Below are 18,997 nucleotides of genomic sequence, written 5' to 3' on the forward strand. Positions count from 1 at the left end.
GGTAGGGGTGAGTTTTCGAACGCGCAGCCTTTCAGCCTGGCTTAACCTGCTGGAAACTAGAGCCGTTCATTGGTGAGGTGGTGGGGAAGCATGACGAATCCTCGAAACTCGGGACCTGACCCCGAGCACCGTTCGCAATCTCGACGACAAACGTTGCTTCGAGCTGGTGCAGCCGTGGGTAGTGTGGTATTAGTAGGGGCAGCAGCAGGAGGGTGGTGGGCCTGGCAATTTGTGCGCAATGAATTGGCACCGCTGGTTGCTCGCAATTTAAGTGACCTGTTCGATCGCCCAGTGGAAGTGGGTAATTTGGAGGGGGTTTCGCTCACCAGCATGACGTTTGGCGAATCGTCGGTTCCTCCAACTGCGACCGATCCCGATCGCTTGACAGTATCGCGGGTTGAGGTGAATTTCAACTTGCTGGAAATTCTTTGGGATCGAACCCTAAGTCTGGATGTCACCCTCGATCGCCCCGATGTTTACATTGAGCAAGATGAGGACGGACTGTGGGTCAGCACTACCATCCAAGAGCAAGATGATCCATCCGAACCGATCGTCAAAATTGAGTTAGACACGTTGCAGCTACGCGATGGGCGGCTGAGTTTAGCACCCTATGTTGAACCAGCCAACGACGCAGATACCTTAGAAATTCCCTCCAGCATCGAGATTGCTCCAGATTCTGAGGAAACCGACGCAGAGGAACGCACCACCGCTTCCGATACGCCGATTACGCCAATTTTGGTTGTGAATCAGGTGAATGGAGCCGTGACTTTCCGTGAAGATAACCAATTGATTGGGCTGGATATTACGGGCAATCCCCAGACAGGCGGCGATCTACAAATTGCAGGCACGGTTGATCTGCGTAACAATCAGGTGTCTTTGGATATTGACAGCAATGACATTCAGGCGGAGGATATTGGGCTGCTCATTCCCCTACCCATTACTCCGCAAGCCGGACGAATTGATACAGATTTAAATGTGCAATTTCCGGTCTCTACACAAGATGGCTCCGACGAAGCTTCAGCGTCTGAGGACGACCCCGATCCCTTTCTGTCGCAGCTATTTCTCAATGGCATGGTGCGGTTTCAAGATGCCACCGGACAACTGGAAGCCCTGCCGCAACCCTTCACCCAAACGAATGGCGTCCTGAATTTTCGCGATCAACAGATTATTTTTCAAAATTTACGCGGTCGCTACGGTGATATTCCTGCCATTGTCAGCGGTAGTCTCCATTTATTGGAAGGCTATGATCTAACGGTGCGTGCTCCCAATGTCACAGTTGCCAATCTGCTCAATACCTTTGAAGTTGAGGAAAATAGTATTCCGATCGAGCTAACTGGCGAATTTCGAGGCGAGTTGCAAGTTACGGGCGAAATTGAGGAACCTATCCTCACCGGAACGGCTGAAAATACCAGCAGGGTACAGGTCGATCGAGTCGCGTTTGATGCAACTTCAACGCGATTCACAATCACGCCTGATGCATTTACCATCAACCGGCTGGAAGCACTGCCTCAAGCGGGTGGCATCATTACAGGCACAGGCGAGGTGCGGTTCGGCGAAGCGGGCGGGCTGGTTTTTGATCTGGTGGCCGAAAATTTACCGGGGGATGCATTGGCCAGTGCCTACGGAGCCGCTCAACCTAACTTAGTGCTTGGCAATGTTGACGCGACAGCGCAAGTTTTCGGCTCGCTGGATGCTCCAAATGCAATTCAAACCGTTGTTCAGTGGCAAGCTCCCCAAGCGACCTATCCAGGGCGGGGGCAAATTGCGATCGGCGGCGACACGATTCGCTTTCAAGACACGTTGCTGTTGGTGGCGGGTGGGTTGGTTCGCGGCGAGGGGATTATTCAGCAAGGGCAATGGCAAGCGGATGTCCAGGGAACAGGGATTGCGCTCAGCCAGTTCAGCCCAGAGTTGCGTGGACTGTTGAGCGGTGATTTTCGGCTATCGGGCCGGTTAGACGATCTTAGTCCCGAAGCCATTCGGGCAGAAGGCGATGTGGCGTTTTCAGAAGGGTTAGCGGTGATCACCGAGCCGCTGACAGCTTCGGTGCGTTGGCTGGGCGATCGACTGCAAATTGTGCAAGCCACCGCCCCTGGGTTTGATGCCAGCGGTTTTGTCGGTATACAGTTTGCCGATGCGCCAGGCATTGCCGATTTGAATGTAAATGTGCGGCTGCAAGACTATGCTTTGACAGATCTGCCCGTCGAGATTCCGCCCACGGTTCAGCTAGCGGGCACCGCCGATTTGGATGGGCAAATTACGGGAACGCTGGATGCGCTGAACGTAGCTGGCAGTTTAGGGCTAAACAATCTAGCAGTCAATCAATTGGCATTTGAGCCGCGTTTGGCTGGTACGGTCACTTATCGCACGGCCCAAGGACTCAATCTAGATGTAGCAGGGACACAAGACCGCATTGCCGTCGTGTTAGACGATCGCAATCGACCTGTGTCTTTCTTTGTGCAGCAAAACGAAACCATTGCTGAAGGTCGCACGGAGGGCGATCGACTGTTGGCAACGCTGCAAAATTTTCCGCTGGAAATCTTAAACTTGACCCCGGCGGCGGATTTGGGTTTAGGAGCCGTGGGGGGTATTGCCAATGGGCGGTTTGATGTGAACATTGCCGATCTGTCGCGACCGATTGTTACAGGAGAGGTCGCGATTGCCAACCCATCGATTGATTACATCACAGCCGATACCTTGACGGCCCGCTTCCGTTATTTTGATGGGGTGGCTGTTCTTGATGAGGGCGAACTGCGGCGAGGCGGCAGTCGTTACCAATTAGCCGGAATCTATAACCCCCAAGCAATTACTCAGTTTCAGGGAAAAATCACCGCTGCACCAGGGCGGGTGGAAGACATTTTTGCAGCGCTGCAATGGTTTGAACTCGCTGATTTGGGTCGCGGCGTAGAGCGTCCTGTTTACGATGCGGCGGCCGATGTCCAGCCCCTTCCCATCGGAATGCCTAATGCCACCGTACTCAACCAACTGCGGCGCTATTCCGAGATTGTGGCACTGCACAATCAACAAGTTGCAGCCCGCGCAGAGGCAGAGATTTTGCCAAATCTGGCTACACTTCAGGGCGAATTTAGAGGCGATATTAATATCGAGTATTCGGCTCAAGCTGGACCGGATGTCAGCTTTGAGTTAGCCGGGCAAGATTGGGTTTGGGGAGACTATCAGGTGAATCAAGTGGTGGCACAGGGTGGTTTTGAAAATGGGATTCTCACCCTGCGACCGCTGTTACTTCAGTCTGACGATTCGTTCTTGCGATTCACTGGACAGGTGGGTGGCGATCAGCAATCGGGACAGTTAATCGCTGAAAATGTTCCGGTAGAGGCAATCCAGGAATTAGCTAGATTACCGCTGGATGTGCAGGGCGGTATCCTCAATGCTAATGCGTTTGTGACGGGCAGCGTTGCTAACCCACAAGTCATTGGTGAGATTTTGCTGGTAGACGTCACCTTGAATCAAGTCACGGCTCCTCCCGTGCGATCGTTGTTTGGTTATAGCAATGCGCGGCTGGAAGTAGAGAGCCGGGTGGTGGGTGATGAAGCGGATGACTTTCAGTTTACCGCCAGCATTCCCTACCAGTTTCCGTTCATGACCGTTGCGCCACAAAGCGATACATTTAGTTTGGATCTGAATATTCGCAACAACGGCTTAGCATTGATCAGTTTATTCACCGATCAAGTAGCTTGGCGCGGCGGCGAAGGGCTGGTGCAACTACAAGCCCGCGGCACACTAGATCCAACTAGTCAGGGGTTGGCCTTTGCAGGGCTAACCACGACAGGTAATGCTAGGTTTGAAAACGCAATCTTTTCAGCTAGTGCGTTACCTGAAAATATTACGAACATTACTGGTGATATTTTGTTCAATGGCGATCGCATCCAGGTTCAAACCCTAGAAGGACAATTTAGCAATGGGCAAATTACCGCTCAAGGAACCTTTCCGATTCTACAACCCCTTAATCTTAATGATCCCAATGAAGAAATGCCATTAACTATCAGCTTGAATAATTTAGGACTAGAATTAGACGATCTCTATGACGGTCGCGTAGATGGTCAAGTTATTCTACAACGCACTGCCTTGGCTCCGGTAATTACAGGCAACATCAGGCTTCGAGACGGACGGCTGTTTATCCCGGGAGGCGACAATCAAGCAACAGCAGAAGCGGCGCTTGTAACTCAGCCTGACGCTCCAACGCCAGGAGGCTTCAGTCCGCTTGAGTTTGAAGATTTGCAGTTGGTCCTGGGCGATCGCCTGCGCGTGGTACAACAACCGTTGTTGAACTTCTTAGTGGGAGGTGAGTTGTTGATTAATGGCACTCAAGATGATCTGCAACCCGAAGGCACTGTCCGGCTGCGCAGCGGTCAGGTGAATCTGTTTACAACAATCTTTAATCTCGATCGCGACTATGAGAACACAGCCGTATTTACTCCTAATCGCGGACTTGATCCTATCTTGAATGTGTATTTGGTGGCCTCGGTTCCTGAAGTAACCCGTGCGCCGATCGCCAGCACCTCCCCCTTTACCACCTCAGAAATTGCTGAAACTCCTAGCTTTGAGTATGGTGCGTTGCAAACAATTCGCGTGGAAGCTAGTGTCGTTGGCCCAGCCAGCCAAATTTACAATAACTTGGAGCTAAGCAGCAGCCCTCGCCGCAGCGAGTCTGAAATCGTGGCGCTGTTGGGTGGTAATTTCATCAATACCTTGGGACAAGAAAGCGGAGCACTAGCAATCGCTAACTTGGCTGGTTCTACCCTCTTGACCAACTTACAAAACCTGATCAGCAATGCCACTGGACTCACGGATTTTCGCCTATTTCCCACCAATGTTCTTTCAGATAACAATCGCACTTCAACCCTAGCCCTCGCCGCCGAACTAGGCTTCGATATTACCAACGATCTGTCGGTTTCTGTCTTGCAAATTTTAACCGTGGAAGCCCCTACTCGGTTTGGACTGCGATATCGCCTGACGGATGAATTTACGCTGCGTGGCTCTACTGATACCGAAGGCAATAGCCAAGCGGTGTTGGAGTTTGAGACAAGATTTTAAGAGCAAGGAGCAAGGACAAAGCGTGCAGGATAACGAATCTAAACATTGGTCGGATCATGATGTAGTTCAACCGATGACTCTGAGGGTGAATCGATGAAAGTTGTTTGCAGTCGATCGAGCACATCTTTCAACAGCAGTTCTTCAATCCAAGTCTTAGCCACAACGGCTAATGGCAGAGCCAAGATGAGTCCTAAAGGTCCTAAAAAGGTGGCGAAAAAAATTTGAGCAACCAATGTAGCGGCTGGCAGCAGCGACACTTGTTGTTTCATGATGAGGGGGCTAATCCAATAGCTTTCTAGCGTTTGAATCACAACATACAAAATAACAACTGCGATCGCTTTCCACACCGAATCTAATAGAGCTACCGAAACAGGAAAAATAACGCTCAATGTGGGGCCAACGTTTGGAATTAAATTAAAGACTCCTGCTAGTAACGCATGGGCAAACACAAAGGGAACGCCTAAGATTGTCAAGCCAATTCCACTTAGGGCCGCAACAAAGAATGAGCTAATGGATACGCCGCGCATCCAACTCAGTAATGTGGTTTCGCATTCTTGTAGGATTTCATCTGCTCGCGATCGGTAAAAAAACGGAAACAACCGCAGCAACAACTGGCGATAGGCAAGCGGATCAGCCAGAATCATCAGGGTTAATGCTAAAACTAACCCAAACTGGAGGGCAATTGTTAACGACCCAGAGAAGAAATCGAAGAAGTTACCAAAGATTTTACGAGCCAGTGATAAGCCCTGTTCCAAAAGATCAGGAAAGCGAGGTAATAAGGACGGATCAAGGTCTGGAAACCAATGGGGAGGCTGCTCAATCCATTCATTTGTCCAAAGCACCAAATTATCAAAGCCTCGAGGAATCAAAATAATCAGTTGTCCAAACTGCTCCACAAACGGTGGCACCACTAAACCAATAAACAAACCAATGACAACGAGGACCGTCAGAAACGCTAGTATAACCGCTCCAGACCGGGGTAGCTTAAACCAGTGCATGATTTGCCGCACTAAACTATTGAGTGCCAACGCCAGCACGATCGCCAAAAAGATGAGCAACAGAATTTCGCGAAACTGCCATAGTGCTAGCAGTATCACCACAATTCCAAGCAGAATCAACCAATCAATCAGTTTCACAGCTAAACGTGATCGCCTGCCAACACTCAAATATCATACCGCTTGCTCACTGTAGCGATCAGTCAGAGTTAACGACATCTATCAAACGATGGCTTTCAATTTGTTTTGATCACCTCAACTCAGCTTCAGGCTTTGATTCCGTAACCGTTAGCGATTTGATTTTGAGAGTACAGCGATCGTCCTGCCCCTCGGTTAGGCGTTGCACCCCTAGCTGTAAATACGCTGCACCGATGCCATTAAACTCAATCGTCAATGGAGCCGTTTGAATAAAATCAATCGATCGGGCAGGTTGGGTCGGACGCCCTTGTTCATCAAGCGGCGTAACGCTTACAACCGCATCCTGATAGGATTGGGGCATCACAACTCGCCCACGCACCAGGGCTTGATCCGGCAGATCTCCCACATACACTAGCGTTGTTTGCTCGGCTGAGGAGGAGGTAAGGGCCGGCAGTTTCACGGTATACTGACGCTGACCCTGGTGCTGAACCCTCGTTCCCGATCGCGGAGTGAGCACCACCCAGTCCAATTGCGCCCCTAAAGGCTTATTAACACGAGATTGCATCGTGTGCAAAGTACGAATGGCCCGATCGATCGATGTTGGATGAAGACGCTGATAAATGCGAGTGATTGCCCCCGTTTGCAGATCAAAAGCCTGCGGCAACAACTGAAAATCTTCGGCAATTTCCCACGGCTCCGTAAATGCAGCGAATGCGGTTTGAATAGCGTCCTGTTTACCTTCATGCCACGCTAAAAACGGATCAGTGACAACTACAAATTCTGCTTCCAATAACTCTTGAATTGGATAAAATCCGTTTGAATCGGTCAATGCGGCGCTTCTCAAATTTAATAGTTTGCCTTGAGTACCATATACGGTTCTTTCGGCGGCTGATACTAAATACGCTGGCAAATGACCTGAATACACCACAAAAATTGGCTCTTGATTAGGGGCGATTTGACGCAGAAAGTCAACCACTTGAATAACAGCGCCATAGTTTGTGCGCACAATAGGTGAGTAGCTAGCGGCAAAGGCCGATCGCAACCTAAATTGAGCTTTCCCAATCGGAGTCAGCCCCATCAGAATATTACTGAGTAAATACAGACTGATACAAGTTAGTAAAATGATTCTTTTTCGATTGTAAATCGTTAAAATAATGCTCCAAAGTAGCGCCGTTATTCCTAGCACAATCAACGGAACAAAATGAATGGCATAATAGGTTTCGGTATAGCGCAATTTCACAAGCCAAACAGTCAGCGACACCCCCCCAAAGGTTAGGATAAACAGCACGATGGGAACAGCCAGAATTCGCGTTAACAGTCCAGCCAAAAGTCCTAACCCTACCAATAACCAAACGCCCCAGCCATATAGCCTCACATAAAACGTCAACGCTTCTGCAAACGATCGGCTCCAAGATTCATACAGCGCTACATAATCCGAGGTGACAACCCGCTGGGCAAACTCGGTTGCCAACAGCACAACGATACTCACCGACGTAGCCAGCACTAACACCAGCCGTAGCCCAAACTGCCACAGGTGATGCCATGCTTGCTGAGGAGATTGACGTACCGCCAGCCCAAACCCAATCGCCGTGTGCACCAACAGCGCCACCAACAGCGCCACCACCGCATAGGCAAAATGCCGACGCAACAATATTGCCGTAGCCAGCAATCCTCCTAAAACTGGGACTTGCCACCGCTGAACTAATAGCGACTCAAACTGTGTCCCAACGCCTCGGAGTGCAACCCATATAGCCATTGATATAACTAGCGTACCGCTAATGTCGGGATAGCCTTGAAAAATCGTTACCCAGTTCGGCGTCAACAACACCGTGATCAAGGCAGCTGATGTGAATACAGCCTTGGAATGGATTGGAATGAGTTGGGTAGCAATGGCCCCCATAACTAACGCAAATGTCAGCAAATAAACGATCGCTAAAGCAATTACATACACTAAGTATGAATTACCAAACAACAGAAAGAACGGAATCAATGGCAAACTGAACAACTTATTGTAGTTTTGATTGAACGATTGATAAATTAATTGCAGTGCTGCGATCGGTGATTGCCGAAATGATTCTATGACTCGTAGCGTTAGTTGATAAAATCCATCATTAATATCCCCGCCTAGAAATACGCGCTGGCTCCGAAGATAGGGAATCGTCATCACCATTGTTAGCAAAACAAGGATGGCAATCAATTTAGTATAAAAACGCCAAGTTGTTTGAGAATTAGAGGCAAAAATTGTAACCTTCATTGTGGCATTTTCAATCTATTCAATTTAGTAGTTCAACGGTTCAACAAGTTGTCGCATGCATTTCCTATGATTCGGCGTATAAAACCGCGTCTTACCTTATCAAACTTAATGATTGATCTCAAGCTAAACAGAGCATGTTAAGTTGAATTTCACGTTGATTCCCTACAGGGTGAGGGGAATCGTGGTTTGTCAGTTAATCAGTTAATCAGCGTTGATTCCTCTCCCTGCCCTGCAACCGTAAAAGTATTTTCCATCACGTAATACAGACAAAACTAATAAAGGAGCAGCCCTATGAGGCTACTCCTACGACATCGATTCCAAACTAAATGGTGAGTCTTTATTCGTTATCCAGCCATGCGCTCAATAATTCGTTGCACAATTTGCATTCCGGTTACTGCTTGCCAACCAAACAAAACAACCAAAACTAGATTCAGCCCAATGTGGGTATATCTAGCCCAATCGTGCCCTTTCTGCAGAAAGGGCGTCAGAGACGCGGAAGTGGCAATTAACCCAGTCATTCCTAACCCAACTAGCAAATGCGGATTGACAAATAGCTTACCGCTATTGATATAGGTGACAGCCATCGCGCCAATGCTTCCCAACACCATGAGTGCCAAAAGCAACGAGCCAACCTGGTGATGTTTAACGTTATACCGTCCCTTGATCAATTCTTTTTTGACATCGCCCTCGGCAGTTCGCGTCCGACGAATTTGTATTCCCAGGTAAAGGGCATACAGAGTTGCTCCTAACAGCACCCACATCAGGACCGGATGGGCAAACTGACTCCAAACCTTGACGGACTCCGGAATTTCCAAATTCATAGTTTTTGGCAATAATAGACTCAAGACTTCATAAAAATTAGCATAGCGGCTATTCTGACGCTAGAAATTATCTTGGAGAAAAAGTATTAAGAAAATATAAAATTGCCCTAATAGCTGACCAAGGCTGCTTCCGAACAAGACAAGGCAGCCACGAGAGCACGGTAGCCCCAACGTCCGAATTTGCTTATGACGCCAGCAGAAGTAGAAGCATTGCTACAAGCCGCCTTTGCTGCCTGTGATGCAGCGGGACGATCGTTGGATACTCAGCAACGAGAAATTATTTTTCGGATACTCATTAGTCGGTTGACCGCCGGCCCCTTGGCAAGTGATTCTTCGGCATCAGGAGACTCGAGTTCCAACCGCTCAACCACAGCAACCGCCTCTACGGCATTCGAGTCGGCGAATGTAACCCGTGCGCTGAATACATCTGGCAACAATCGTGTCAATCCGCTAGATGCCCTCACTCCAGACCAACGTCAAGTTCTACTGCAATTTATTCAGGAGCAGAAGCGCCAAAATCGATCTTGGAAGGCACAACTGCTCAACGATTGGCTCTATGAGCGCTCCTCAAGTGTGCTTGAATTTGTTCGACAGCAATATGGGCTGGTGTGGCTAGAGCAGATCCAACCTGAAGATATTGCCGCCTATGCTGATGAAACCACAATGCTGCTGAAAGTGGGCGATCGCATTGAAATTTCCAACGGTCTATGGGAATGGGTGCAAGAGAACGGCCCATGCCAGCGAGAATGGTTTCCCTGCACCATTGTTCAAGTCGTAGAAGTGTCTGATGGAAGCGGCTCCCCTGGCACTGGATATAGTCGCCAAACAAACTGCATCATTCGATTTGACAACGGCATGGAGTATGAAATTCAAGGCGTGTATGAGTGGAATCGCTATAACTGGCGCTGGGCTAGGCATTAGGAGGCAGCGCACCAACAGAAGTACTGCCATACCACTCGATTAGTCGCTGTTGCAAAACAGCCTGAATTTGTTGAGCGACGCTTTGCTCATCGCAACTAGCATCAATGCGCACAATGCGATCGGGGTACTGCTGGGCTAGCTCTACAAAACCTTGTTGAACGCGACGATGAAATGCGAGTTGTGCCTGTTCCATCCGATCGCTCCTTCCCCGTCGTTGTGCTCGTGCCAGCCCAATTTCCACATCTACATCCAGCCACAGAGTCAGGTCACTGGTCAAACCCTGGGTTGCAAGGTGATTCAATTGGTCAATCACTGCTCGATCGAGTCCTCGACCATAACCTTGATAGGCAATGGTCGAGTCGGTATAGCGATCGCAAAGGATGAGTGCTCCTTGATTTAAATGAGGTTTCAAAAACCCTTCAACGTGTTGCGCTCGATCGGCTGCATAAAGCAACAACTCAGTGCGAAATTGCATTGGTTCATCGTCAACGGCATGATGCAGCAACAACCGCCGAATTTCCTGCCCCAATATCGTTCCGCCTGGTTCACGGGTCACGACCAGTGAAGAGAGAATTCCCTGCTTCTGCCCTGCTTCAATGAAGCCGTTGGTTTGAAGCCAATCCTGAAGCCGGGCAAGTTGAGTGGTTTTGCCACACCCTTCTACCCCTTCAAAAACGACAAACCGACCGGGTATTCCAGATGGATCTGATACGGCAAATTGACCGGACATATGCTTCACTCAAAGCTAAGTCTTTACGCGGAGACAATCTACAAAGATAAGCTCTATAGACGATAGCACCCTTTGCCGCTGTTGTTTGAAGCTCGCGATCCAGCCGCGGAGGAATCCCATTCACCGTTGTAGCAAGAACTACAAAACTGGTACGCTATTTCGGTGTCTGCATTGGATTCTTGAACGGCTTCTTGGAGGAGTTCTTAAACTGTCCTGATACTCGATCGCGTAGCAGTAATAAAGAAACTTGCTTGCTCTTTGTTCCTCGTGTTTTCTGGTAGGTTTGACGGTTGCTATCGGTTTGAGTTGGGTTCAATCTAAACGGTTCCATCCATCACTCGTGAATGAGAATGCCTATGGCTCGTTACACTAGTTTATTTAAAGTTGTAGTGCCGATCGATCGGTTCCAAGAATTATTGATCGACAGTTTGCAGTCCTGTAGTTTGGATGTCATTTATACATCCGAAGATTACTGGATGGCTCGCGAGATTCCGGGTCATGTTTCTTACGCCCAGTTAGTCACGGTAGAGGTGTTAATTGAACAGGCAATAACCCGCGACACGGAAGTCACGATGAGTTTTGTGGTCAAGAATGAAGAATTGCCACTACAAGCTAACAATCACTGCCGCCAAGTCTTCAACTTGGTCAATCAAGTTATGACCGAAAACCGACAGTGGCGTTTAATTGAAGGGGTGGCTACTTAAGGGACGCTCTTCCCCAAAGCCTTCATCCAGCGTGCTCTAGCATCGCAAAATTATTTCGGCAACGCTTAATTCGACACAACTCAGTCGTAAGAATAAGGAAAATAATGGGAGAAATAACTATGACTATCGAGCCATCAGCCCTCATCTACTTGCATGTTTTCCAGTCGCTTCTTTCGGTTCTTCCAACATCTTAATGTCAAGACTATTCGCAAAACGATCGTCGATGCAACCCGGCAGCGTCTTCCGGGGCTGGCGGCAGAAATGGCTTACAATGCCATGTTGTCTTTGTTTCCGGCTATTTTAACGGTTTTAACCGCGATTGGCTTGTTCGCCCCGCTAAACACCACGTTTCAAAGCTTGGCAGCACAACTGAGCGAAGTTGCCCCGGAAGAAGTGTTTGGATTGGTGCAAAATTTTGCTGAAGCCATCAGCACTGGACAAAATAGAGGCTTATTTTCCCTTAGTTTTGCCCTGGCGCTATGGGCTTCGTCAGGAGCACTGGGTGCGGCAATGGTGGCACTGGACCAGATTCACCAAACACCGACTGGGAAAGTACGCCCCTTTTGGCAAGCTAGATTGGTAGCACTAGGATTGACGATCGGTGCTGTGCTTTTGCTGATTGCCGCGGTAGGGTTAGTGTTTGTCAGTGATATCGTTGTTCGCAACATTGCTCAAAACAGTGGTACGTTTGAACGAGAACTCTTGCGGCTTTGGCAACTGCTGACGTTGCCCTTGGTTCTGGGCATCATGTCTACGCTATTTGCCTTTATCTATCGCTTTGGCCCAAGCCGTTGGAACAAGGGACAACCAATTATGCCAGGAGCCGTCCTAGCAGCAATTTTCTGGGCCATTCTGTCTAACTTGTTTCGGCTCTATGTACAGCATTTTGGCAATTACAACCAAGTGTATGGAGCCGTGGGAGCTGTGATTGTGCTGCTGCTTTGGCTTTATATGAGTTCGCTGGTGTTGTTGATTGGTGGACAATTAAATGTGACTGTAGGAAATGCAATGCAGCGATCGACCCAACCCAACCCAATCAAAATGAAGCGTTGATTTTTTCAACAATTACCCAACGAACAATTACTCAACGATCGATCGCAATCGTTTTCGGGAGTTAGGAGAGGCAAAATCAATCCACCTTACAAGATGCACGTTTGCAGCAATGCATCAATCGACTGAATTCGCCAAATTTTAGTGTCAAGTTGGCAGGCTAGCTCATCCACGGTCATATCATCCAAGAAGGTATCCTCGCCATGTTTCAGCATCAGCGTTGGCAGTAACAACCCATCACCCAAGTCGCGCTCGCGCAATCCTTGCAGCAAATCCTGTCCGGTCAATAATCCTGTAACGGTGATTTGTTGCCCCCAATAGTCGCTGCGCAAAGCCGCCATCGACACATCCAGCCCTTTGACTTGATTTAACCGTTGCACCACGGGCTGAAAGGCTTGTTCAACTGCATTACCCACGACCCACACCAGTTTGCGAGGAGGAGAAACATGCGTGGGTAAAGAGCTAGCGGCCGATCGAAATTCTTTCAAAAATTGTCGAATTGAACCGACGCCATTCCCAAGTTGCGGATAGTCTTCATAGTGCGATTCAGGCGGTAACGGTTGATTGCCAATCAAAAACCACTCGTCAGCTAGCCAAGCAAACATTGTGCCAAACTGCCGACGAAACTTTTCCTGAAGGACTTGAACCTGAGCAATCACCTCCCGCGCTTTTTCCGGCGTGACGGGAATCAGTTCATCCTCGGCTGGACGGAAGCGCGTTAGCCCCACTGGAACCACCGCTGCTGATATTACAGCCGGGATTTCGTCTTGGTGAAACTGGGCAAGATCGAGTAAGGTACGCTCCAGGTGGATTCCATCATTCATGCCCGGACACACCACTACTTGGGCGTGAATTTGCAGGCGATGTTCCTGAAACCAGTGCAGGCGATCGAGAATTTCTCCAGCACGTGGATTCTTCAACAAGCGATGGCGTACATTAGGTTCAGTGGCATGAACTGACACATATAGCGGCGACAAGCGCATTTGAGCAATGCGATCCCACTCGCGCTGTGTCAAGTTGGTTAAGGTTAAGTAGCTGCCGTAGAGAAAACTGAGGCGATAATCATCATCTTTAAGGTATAAGCTATCTCGCTTGCCAGGTGGCTGCTGATCGATAAAGCAGAACGGACAACGGTTGTTGCATTGAATTAGCCCGTCAAACAGAGCAGACTCAAACTCTAACCCTAAATCCTCGTCATAGTCTTTCTCGATCTCCACATGATGTGTCTTACCATGGGCATCTAAGACTTCCAACTGCAACACTTCATCGGCACAGAGAAATTGATAATCAATTAAATCGCGTGGACGCTGCCCATTAATAGACACTAGCCGATCGCCTGCTTCAAAGCCAATTTCAGCCGCGATCGAATCGGACAACACTTTGGTAATTAAAGCAGGACGAATGGAAGAGGCAGACATGGGAGAGGCTAGACGTTAAAGAAACGATACGAGTGAAGAACAGGGGAACACTATCCTTCGTATTCTCCATCTTTAGCGCAAAACCGCGAATTTGGCCGAGAAGATTGGGGACGAGCCAAACCGATGTAGCATGGAGAGAGTCTCGATCGCTTATTTAACTAAGCCAAACCCTTCCAACTTAGCTGGGTTTAAGAAATTGGTGTACTGTTGAGACATTTCAGGAGTCAGTAGCTCGATCATGAGCCGATTTTCGATCCAAAATTCGAGAACTTCAAAATACTCATTGCTGCTGCGTAGACCTCGTGTGCAATGTAAAACCCGCCAACCTTCACGCCGAGCAATGATTTCGACTTGTTCGCGGCTCGCAGGAACTGAAACCGCCGCATGAGTTGCTGTAAATCGAGATTGAGCTTGATTATGACGGGAATCTGCTTGATCAGTTCCTCTGCCAGGAATCAGTTCTGTTCCTAGCGGATAAACCTCAATCGCAGTTCCCTGACGATCGCGAGCAAAGGCAACATAGCTTCCTAACGCATAGCCACCGGAATTAGGTTGAAAGGGAATCACACAACCGTTCCAAAGTTCAGCTAACACAGTGGCCACATGGCGAGGATCTTCAGCCGGAATTGAAATGTGATGGATCATAAACAAAGAAGAAAAAAAGGAGTCAAGACTCAAAGAAACCGAGATCGCAGGAAACCTACAGCACTAGTAAAATAGCGGACAAGAATATTAAAAAAATCTTAAGCTGTAATTTGCAACCGTAGAATATCTGATGTATTCACTTACTAAATCTGGTACTGTGGGGGATTGAGAAGTTTTTAGCGAATGTGCTCCGATCGCCTCATCAAGCAGTTCTCGTCCCAACATTCATTGCCTTGACTGCCCGTTGAGTGAACTGATCGTGTTGACAATGTTGACAAACCCTCTAGAATCTCTAAACCATTGAGCCGTAGCGCCGACAAAATCTCTGACAACGTGCAGGTATTGAGATATTAACGTGCTCAGTGAATTGACCGTGTTGACAATGTTGACAAACCCTCTAGAATCTCTAAACCATTGCACAAAGAATTTTTCTAGGATGCAATGACCGGTTTTCAAAGAGCAAGCAAGATCAACCTACTTTTGCTCTAGAATTTGCAGACCATTGTTTTTTGTGTGCTGCTCATAGCAAGCCTTTTCAACACTGTTGACAATCTGATCGGGCGACGTAGTTCACCCTGTTGACAGCAACGGTGCAGTCACAAAGGGTGTGTTATCACAGATCGAACTTCAACTCCATTCTGTGTCTAGAACGGGGAGGTTTTGGCATGTCAACAACTCAAGTTCGATCGCCGTCATCATCTGTCTTTGCTGGAATTTGTGAATGGGACAACGAATTTTTGGCACTTTTTCCACACCGATTTGACTACATTTATGCCAACCATCCTGAACCGGGTTGTACACCTGCTTGGCAAACCGAGCGACGGCATCCTTTGTCCGATCGCTTGATTCAGCAGGGTGGGTATTTGTATGGTGTGCGGTTTGGCTCCTATACGCGCTATTGTCTGCTGGATATTGACGTGGGCAGTCCTTATCACCCCCAATCCGACCCACTGGCGATCGGGCGCGTTGTGGCAACCTTAGAAGCGATTGGGTTGGTGAAATACGTAGCCTGTAGCAGTTCCTACAGTGGTGGTGTGCATCTTTATTTTCCCTTTGATTTGGCCCAAAGCTCTTGGGAACTAGCGGGAGTAATCGCTGCACTGTTAGAAAATGCTGGATTTGCCCTACAACCTGGACATCTGGAACTCTTTCCCAATCCCAAGCCTTACAGCAGTCAACACCAACCAAGTCTGTTTAATGCCCATCGATTACCGCTACAAATGGGGTCTTATTTACTCAATGAAGACTTTCAACCAATCTGGAGTAGTCAGCAGCAATTTGTGCAGCAATGGCAATGGGCGCAAGCCCATAACACGATCGATTCACAGACCATTAAACGCCTACTCAAACAGATTCGGCGGCAATCCTATCAAATTTCTGGAAAAGCAGACAAATTCATTAACGATTTAAATGCAGAAATCGAATTAGGTTGGACAGGTTTTGGTCAAACCAATCGGTTGCTGGGGCGTATCACCATGAGGGCTTATATTTTTAACCATATCCTAACAGGAAGCAACCCCTTATCTGGACAAGCGTTAGTAACCGAAATTGTGAACGTTGCTCGATCGCTACCAGGATATCAAGACTGGTGCCGACATCAACACGAGATTGAACAGCGCGCTCTAGAGTGGGCCAGGTGTATTGAGAACAGTCATTATTATCCCTATGGGCAAGAACATGGAAAGCACAAAGCACCAAAAGTGACGAAAACAACAACGACTGCTATCAAAGAATTACCTAGTTGGAACCAACAACAGGCTGCTGGAGCTAGAGAAAGAATTCATCATGCAATCGCAGATTTACTTGAAAAGAATAGTCTCCCGATCAGTACAACCGCGAGATTCCGACTGTTAACTCAATATGGTATCGGAGGTGGCTCTCTCTATCGTCACCGCGATCTGTGGCATCCTAACTACCTAACAGAACATACAGCTGAATCTACAACCTCTGAGGTCTCGAGAACGCACAAAACGATCGAAGACTTTATGCCTAAACCTATCGACAAAGAAATTGAAGAGAAAACAATCAACGAGTCTCAAGAAGAGTCAACTGGACGACACAAGCAGCCCGATCGATCGATTAGCCCAGTACAGGATGTAGCATCTAGTTCAAGCACCAATCAAGCGTTGAAACAATCTCCTCATCAAGACGCAGAACACCCAGAAGGTTCAGCAGTATCCCCAAGCTTATTCCCTATCACAGGCGGTAATGTGGCTTGTGCGCTAGCGTTTGACCTGTTGTCCTTGATTGCGATCGATCGAATAGGCGGTAATGTCCGGCGTTGGTTAAAGTCCTCCGATGGCGACAGTTAAATATAAAGGGGCTGTAGCTTGGCAAGGTAGACAGCAATGCCCTTTTCGTAATAAGCCGCTTCGTTGATGAATACGGGATAGACTGTCAGTTCCCCTTTGTAGGCGATTGTTTGATTGTCAAAGGTAAGAAATAGAGGATCACCCGGACGGAGAGGTTCATAATCCTTGCCTTGCAGTTTAGGATGAATCATGGCTTGAATATCTCCCTTTTCGTCTCTGGGATAATCGATCGACCCAATGAATTGATACAGCGTCAGATTGCGGGCGATCGACGGTGGGTTTCCTTGATTCGTCCTCTCCAAATAATCCAAAATTTGGTGCACCAGCGCTTCGGTTCGCTGAAAAAATTCGGCGTGAAGAACACCCTGTGCCACGGGACCGACTTCAATGGCCAACCCTTGTTCGCATAACGATCGCAGTAAACTGCTGTCTTGACTGGATTGTCCCCAACTAAAAACCCTGATTTGTGGATCTAACTGACTGAGATAAGCTGCAAGTTGCAAGTTGAAGGGATGGTGGCTACTTAAAATCAGGGTGATCCCCATATTCGCTGTAGTGCTGTGCAAATCCAAAATGAGATCAACCGCTGGGTGTCCCTTGGGTCCAAGCAGGTGGTGGATGGTTTTGGCACGCTGGTCTTCGTAGGTGGAAAGGGTGGGATTCAACAAATCTTTGGTCAAGAAGCAGCGATTTAGGTCTTTGTCGAGATATCTCCGACCCATCTCAAATGCTCGAGGATTGCCAAATAGGGTAATGGTTTCAAACGTCGATCGCCTCACTAGTGCCGGAAATTGCTCGAACTTCTTGATTAGATAAGCACCTGTAAGCTCATTACCATGCGTTCCTCCAATGATGGCGACGCGCTTGATTGGTTCCATACTTCCCTCAATGCTTGGTTTAAAGCAGAAATTGGCGTGGCTGAATTCAAATCGGATTTGCCTTCATCCCCAATCCTTCTCCCTCCGGAAGCAGAGAGCCAGATCGCTAGGTTAGGGTGAGGAGGGGATCAACGTCAGATCTCGGATTCAGCCATGTCCAGCAATCTATAGAATGACTCTAACCGTGACGCCGCTGAATGAGTCATGCTTCAACTGTTCTATCGATATATTACGTAATTATAGAAAAAGGTAATAATAACGGCATTCGTTCTCGGTTCTGCGGTTTTACTGTTACGATAGCTAAAGCTTATTAAAGATTCGTTCAGGGCGGTCGCGCAGCCGCTCGTTGATATAGCCGACCTGGATCTGGTGTTCCTCACTGTTAAGGGTTCGATGAAGCATGCCGTCTTCACGAACTTTATTCTCTAGATCAGGTAAAACTCATGGCTTCTAATCTTGCGATCGCACATTCGTCTACTGTACGACAGTTCAAGTTCAGTCGTCGGGAACTCATACCTTCCGATCGGGTTGGTTTGTGGCAAATTCATGCGGGCTGGGTGCGGACATTAACTTGGAATGAAGACGGGGCTATTGTCACCCTTGGATTTTGGCATGCTGGTGATGTGGTTGGGCAACCATTGTGCAATCTGCATCCTTATCAAATTGAATGCCTGACTCCGGTAGAAGCTGCCCCCCTACCAGACGATTATCCATTTTGTCAACAAGCACTGGTAGCCCATTTACAGCAAACGCAAGAGTTGCTAAGGATCATTCATTACAGACGAGTGGAATTACGTCTGGCGGAATTATTAAGTTGGCTAGCTCAACAGTTTGGTCGCAAGGTGACCCAAGGATACTTGGTAGAACTGCGCTTAACGCACCAAGATATTGCCGATGTCATTGGCACAACGCGGGTTACGGTGACACGTTTATTAAACTTGTTTCAACAGCAACATCGAATCAATTGGTGCAAAGAAGGATGGATTTGGCAAGCCGATCGATTGGTTAGTTAGGGGCTATGCCCCACAGCCGCTAACGTTGCGACCAACTGATCCTTAAATAGCAAATAGCGCTAG

13 protein-coding genes are annotated in these 18,997 nt (G+C 48.2%); 6 read left to right on the forward strand and 7 right to left on the reverse strand.

The window, feature by feature from the left end; genetic code table 11:
- The first annotated feature begins 90 nt into the window (after positions 1-90).
- On the forward strand, positions 91-5,055 hold the full coding sequence (locus OXH18_RS14780) for a translocation/assembly module TamB domain-containing protein (RefSeq protein ID WP_268607864.1): 4,965 nt from the start codon (positions 91-93) through the stop codon (positions 5,053-5,055).
- A gap of 38 nt (positions 5,056-5,093) precedes the next feature.
- Here the strand turns inward: OXH18_RS14780 and OXH18_RS14785 are convergent, their stop codons facing one another.
- From OXH18_RS14785 to OXH18_RS14795, 3 genes are all read right to left on the reverse strand, one after another.
- Positions 5,094-6,191, reverse strand: coding sequence for an AI-2E family transporter (locus tag OXH18_RS14785; protein WP_268607865.1), 1,098 nt, complete (start codon positions 6,189-6,191; stop codon positions 5,094-5,096).
- Between the two features lie 109 nt (positions 6,192-6,300).
- Positions 6,301-8,442, reverse strand: coding sequence for a hypothetical protein (locus OXH18_RS14790; RefSeq protein ID WP_268607866.1), 2,142 nt, complete (start codon positions 8,440-8,442; stop codon positions 6,301-6,303).
- Positions 8,443-8,786: 344 nt separating this feature from the next.
- Complete coding sequence (locus tag OXH18_RS14795; RefSeq protein WP_268607867.1) at positions 8,787-9,263, reverse strand: DUF4079 domain-containing protein; 477 nt, start codon at positions 9,261-9,263, stop codon at positions 8,787-8,789.
- Between the two features lie 186 nt (positions 9,264-9,449).
- Here OXH18_RS14795 and OXH18_RS14800 point away from each other — a divergent pair, with 186 nt between their 5' ends.
- Complete coding sequence (locus tag OXH18_RS14800) at positions 9,450-10,184, forward strand: hypothetical protein (protein WP_268607868.1); 735 nt, start codon at positions 9,450-9,452, stop codon at positions 10,182-10,184.
- Here the strand turns inward: OXH18_RS14800 and tmk are convergent.
- Positions 10,174-10,914: a dTMP kinase gene (gene tmk / locus OXH18_RS14805; protein ID WP_268607870.1), complete on the reverse strand. Its 741-nt coding sequence runs from the start codon at positions 10,912-10,914 to the stop codon at positions 10,174-10,176. The two genes, OXH18_RS14800 and tmk, sit on opposite strands and share 11 nt — an antisense overlap.
- A gap of 356 nt (positions 10,915-11,270) precedes the next feature.
- Between tmk and OXH18_RS14810 the strand changes: the two genes are divergently transcribed.
- Together OXH18_RS14810 and OXH18_RS14815 are read left to right on the forward strand one after the other, a co-directional pair.
- Positions 11,271-11,618 (forward strand): hypothetical protein, encoded by a 348-nt coding sequence (locus OXH18_RS14810; RefSeq protein WP_268607871.1) that lies wholly within the window; start codon positions 11,271-11,273, stop codon positions 11,616-11,618.
- A 153-nt stretch (positions 11,619-11,771) separates the two neighbouring features.
- Positions 11,772-12,671 (forward strand): YihY/virulence factor BrkB family protein, encoded by a 900-nt coding sequence (locus OXH18_RS14815; protein WP_268607872.1) that lies wholly within the window; start codon positions 11,772-11,774, stop codon positions 12,669-12,671.
- An 86-nt stretch (positions 12,672-12,757) separates the two neighbouring features.
- Here the strand turns inward: OXH18_RS14815 and OXH18_RS14820 are convergent, their stop codons facing one another.
- Positions 12,758-14,086: a TIGR03279 family radical SAM protein gene (locus OXH18_RS14820; protein WP_268607873.1), complete on the reverse strand. Its 1,329-nt coding sequence runs from the start codon at positions 14,084-14,086 to the stop codon at positions 12,758-12,760.
- Positions 14,087-14,236: 150 nt separating this feature from the next.
- A complete protein-coding gene (locus OXH18_RS14825) occupies positions 14,237-14,731 on the reverse strand; it encodes a hypothetical protein (protein ID WP_268607874.1) in 495 nt (164 codons plus the stop codon).
- Between the two features lie 665 nt (positions 14,732-15,396).
- Between OXH18_RS14825 and OXH18_RS14830 the strand changes: the two genes are divergently transcribed.
- Entirely contained in the window at positions 15,397-17,043 is a 1,647-nt protein-coding gene (locus OXH18_RS14830; RefSeq protein ID WP_268607875.1) for a hypothetical protein, read from the forward strand.
- Here OXH18_RS14830 and OXH18_RS14835 read toward each other — a convergent pair.
- A complete protein-coding gene (locus OXH18_RS14835; protein WP_268607876.1) occupies positions 17,040-17,921 on the reverse strand; it encodes an aspartoacylase in 882 nt (293 codons plus the stop codon). The genes OXH18_RS14830 and OXH18_RS14835 overlap by 4 nt on opposite strands.
- 443 nt (positions 17,922-18,364) lie before the next feature.
- Between OXH18_RS14835 and OXH18_RS14840 the strand changes: the two genes are divergently transcribed.
- Complete coding sequence (locus OXH18_RS14840) at positions 18,365-18,934, forward strand: Crp/Fnr family transcriptional regulator (protein ID WP_268607877.1); 570 nt, start codon at positions 18,365-18,367, stop codon at positions 18,932-18,934.
- Positions 18,935-18,997: the final 63 nt, after the last annotated feature.

Source organism: Thermocoleostomius sinensis A174 (assembly GCF_026802175.1).
GTDB classification, from domain to species: Bacteria; Cyanobacteriota; Cyanobacteriia; order Elainellales; family Elainellaceae; genus Thermocoleostomius; species Thermocoleostomius sinensis.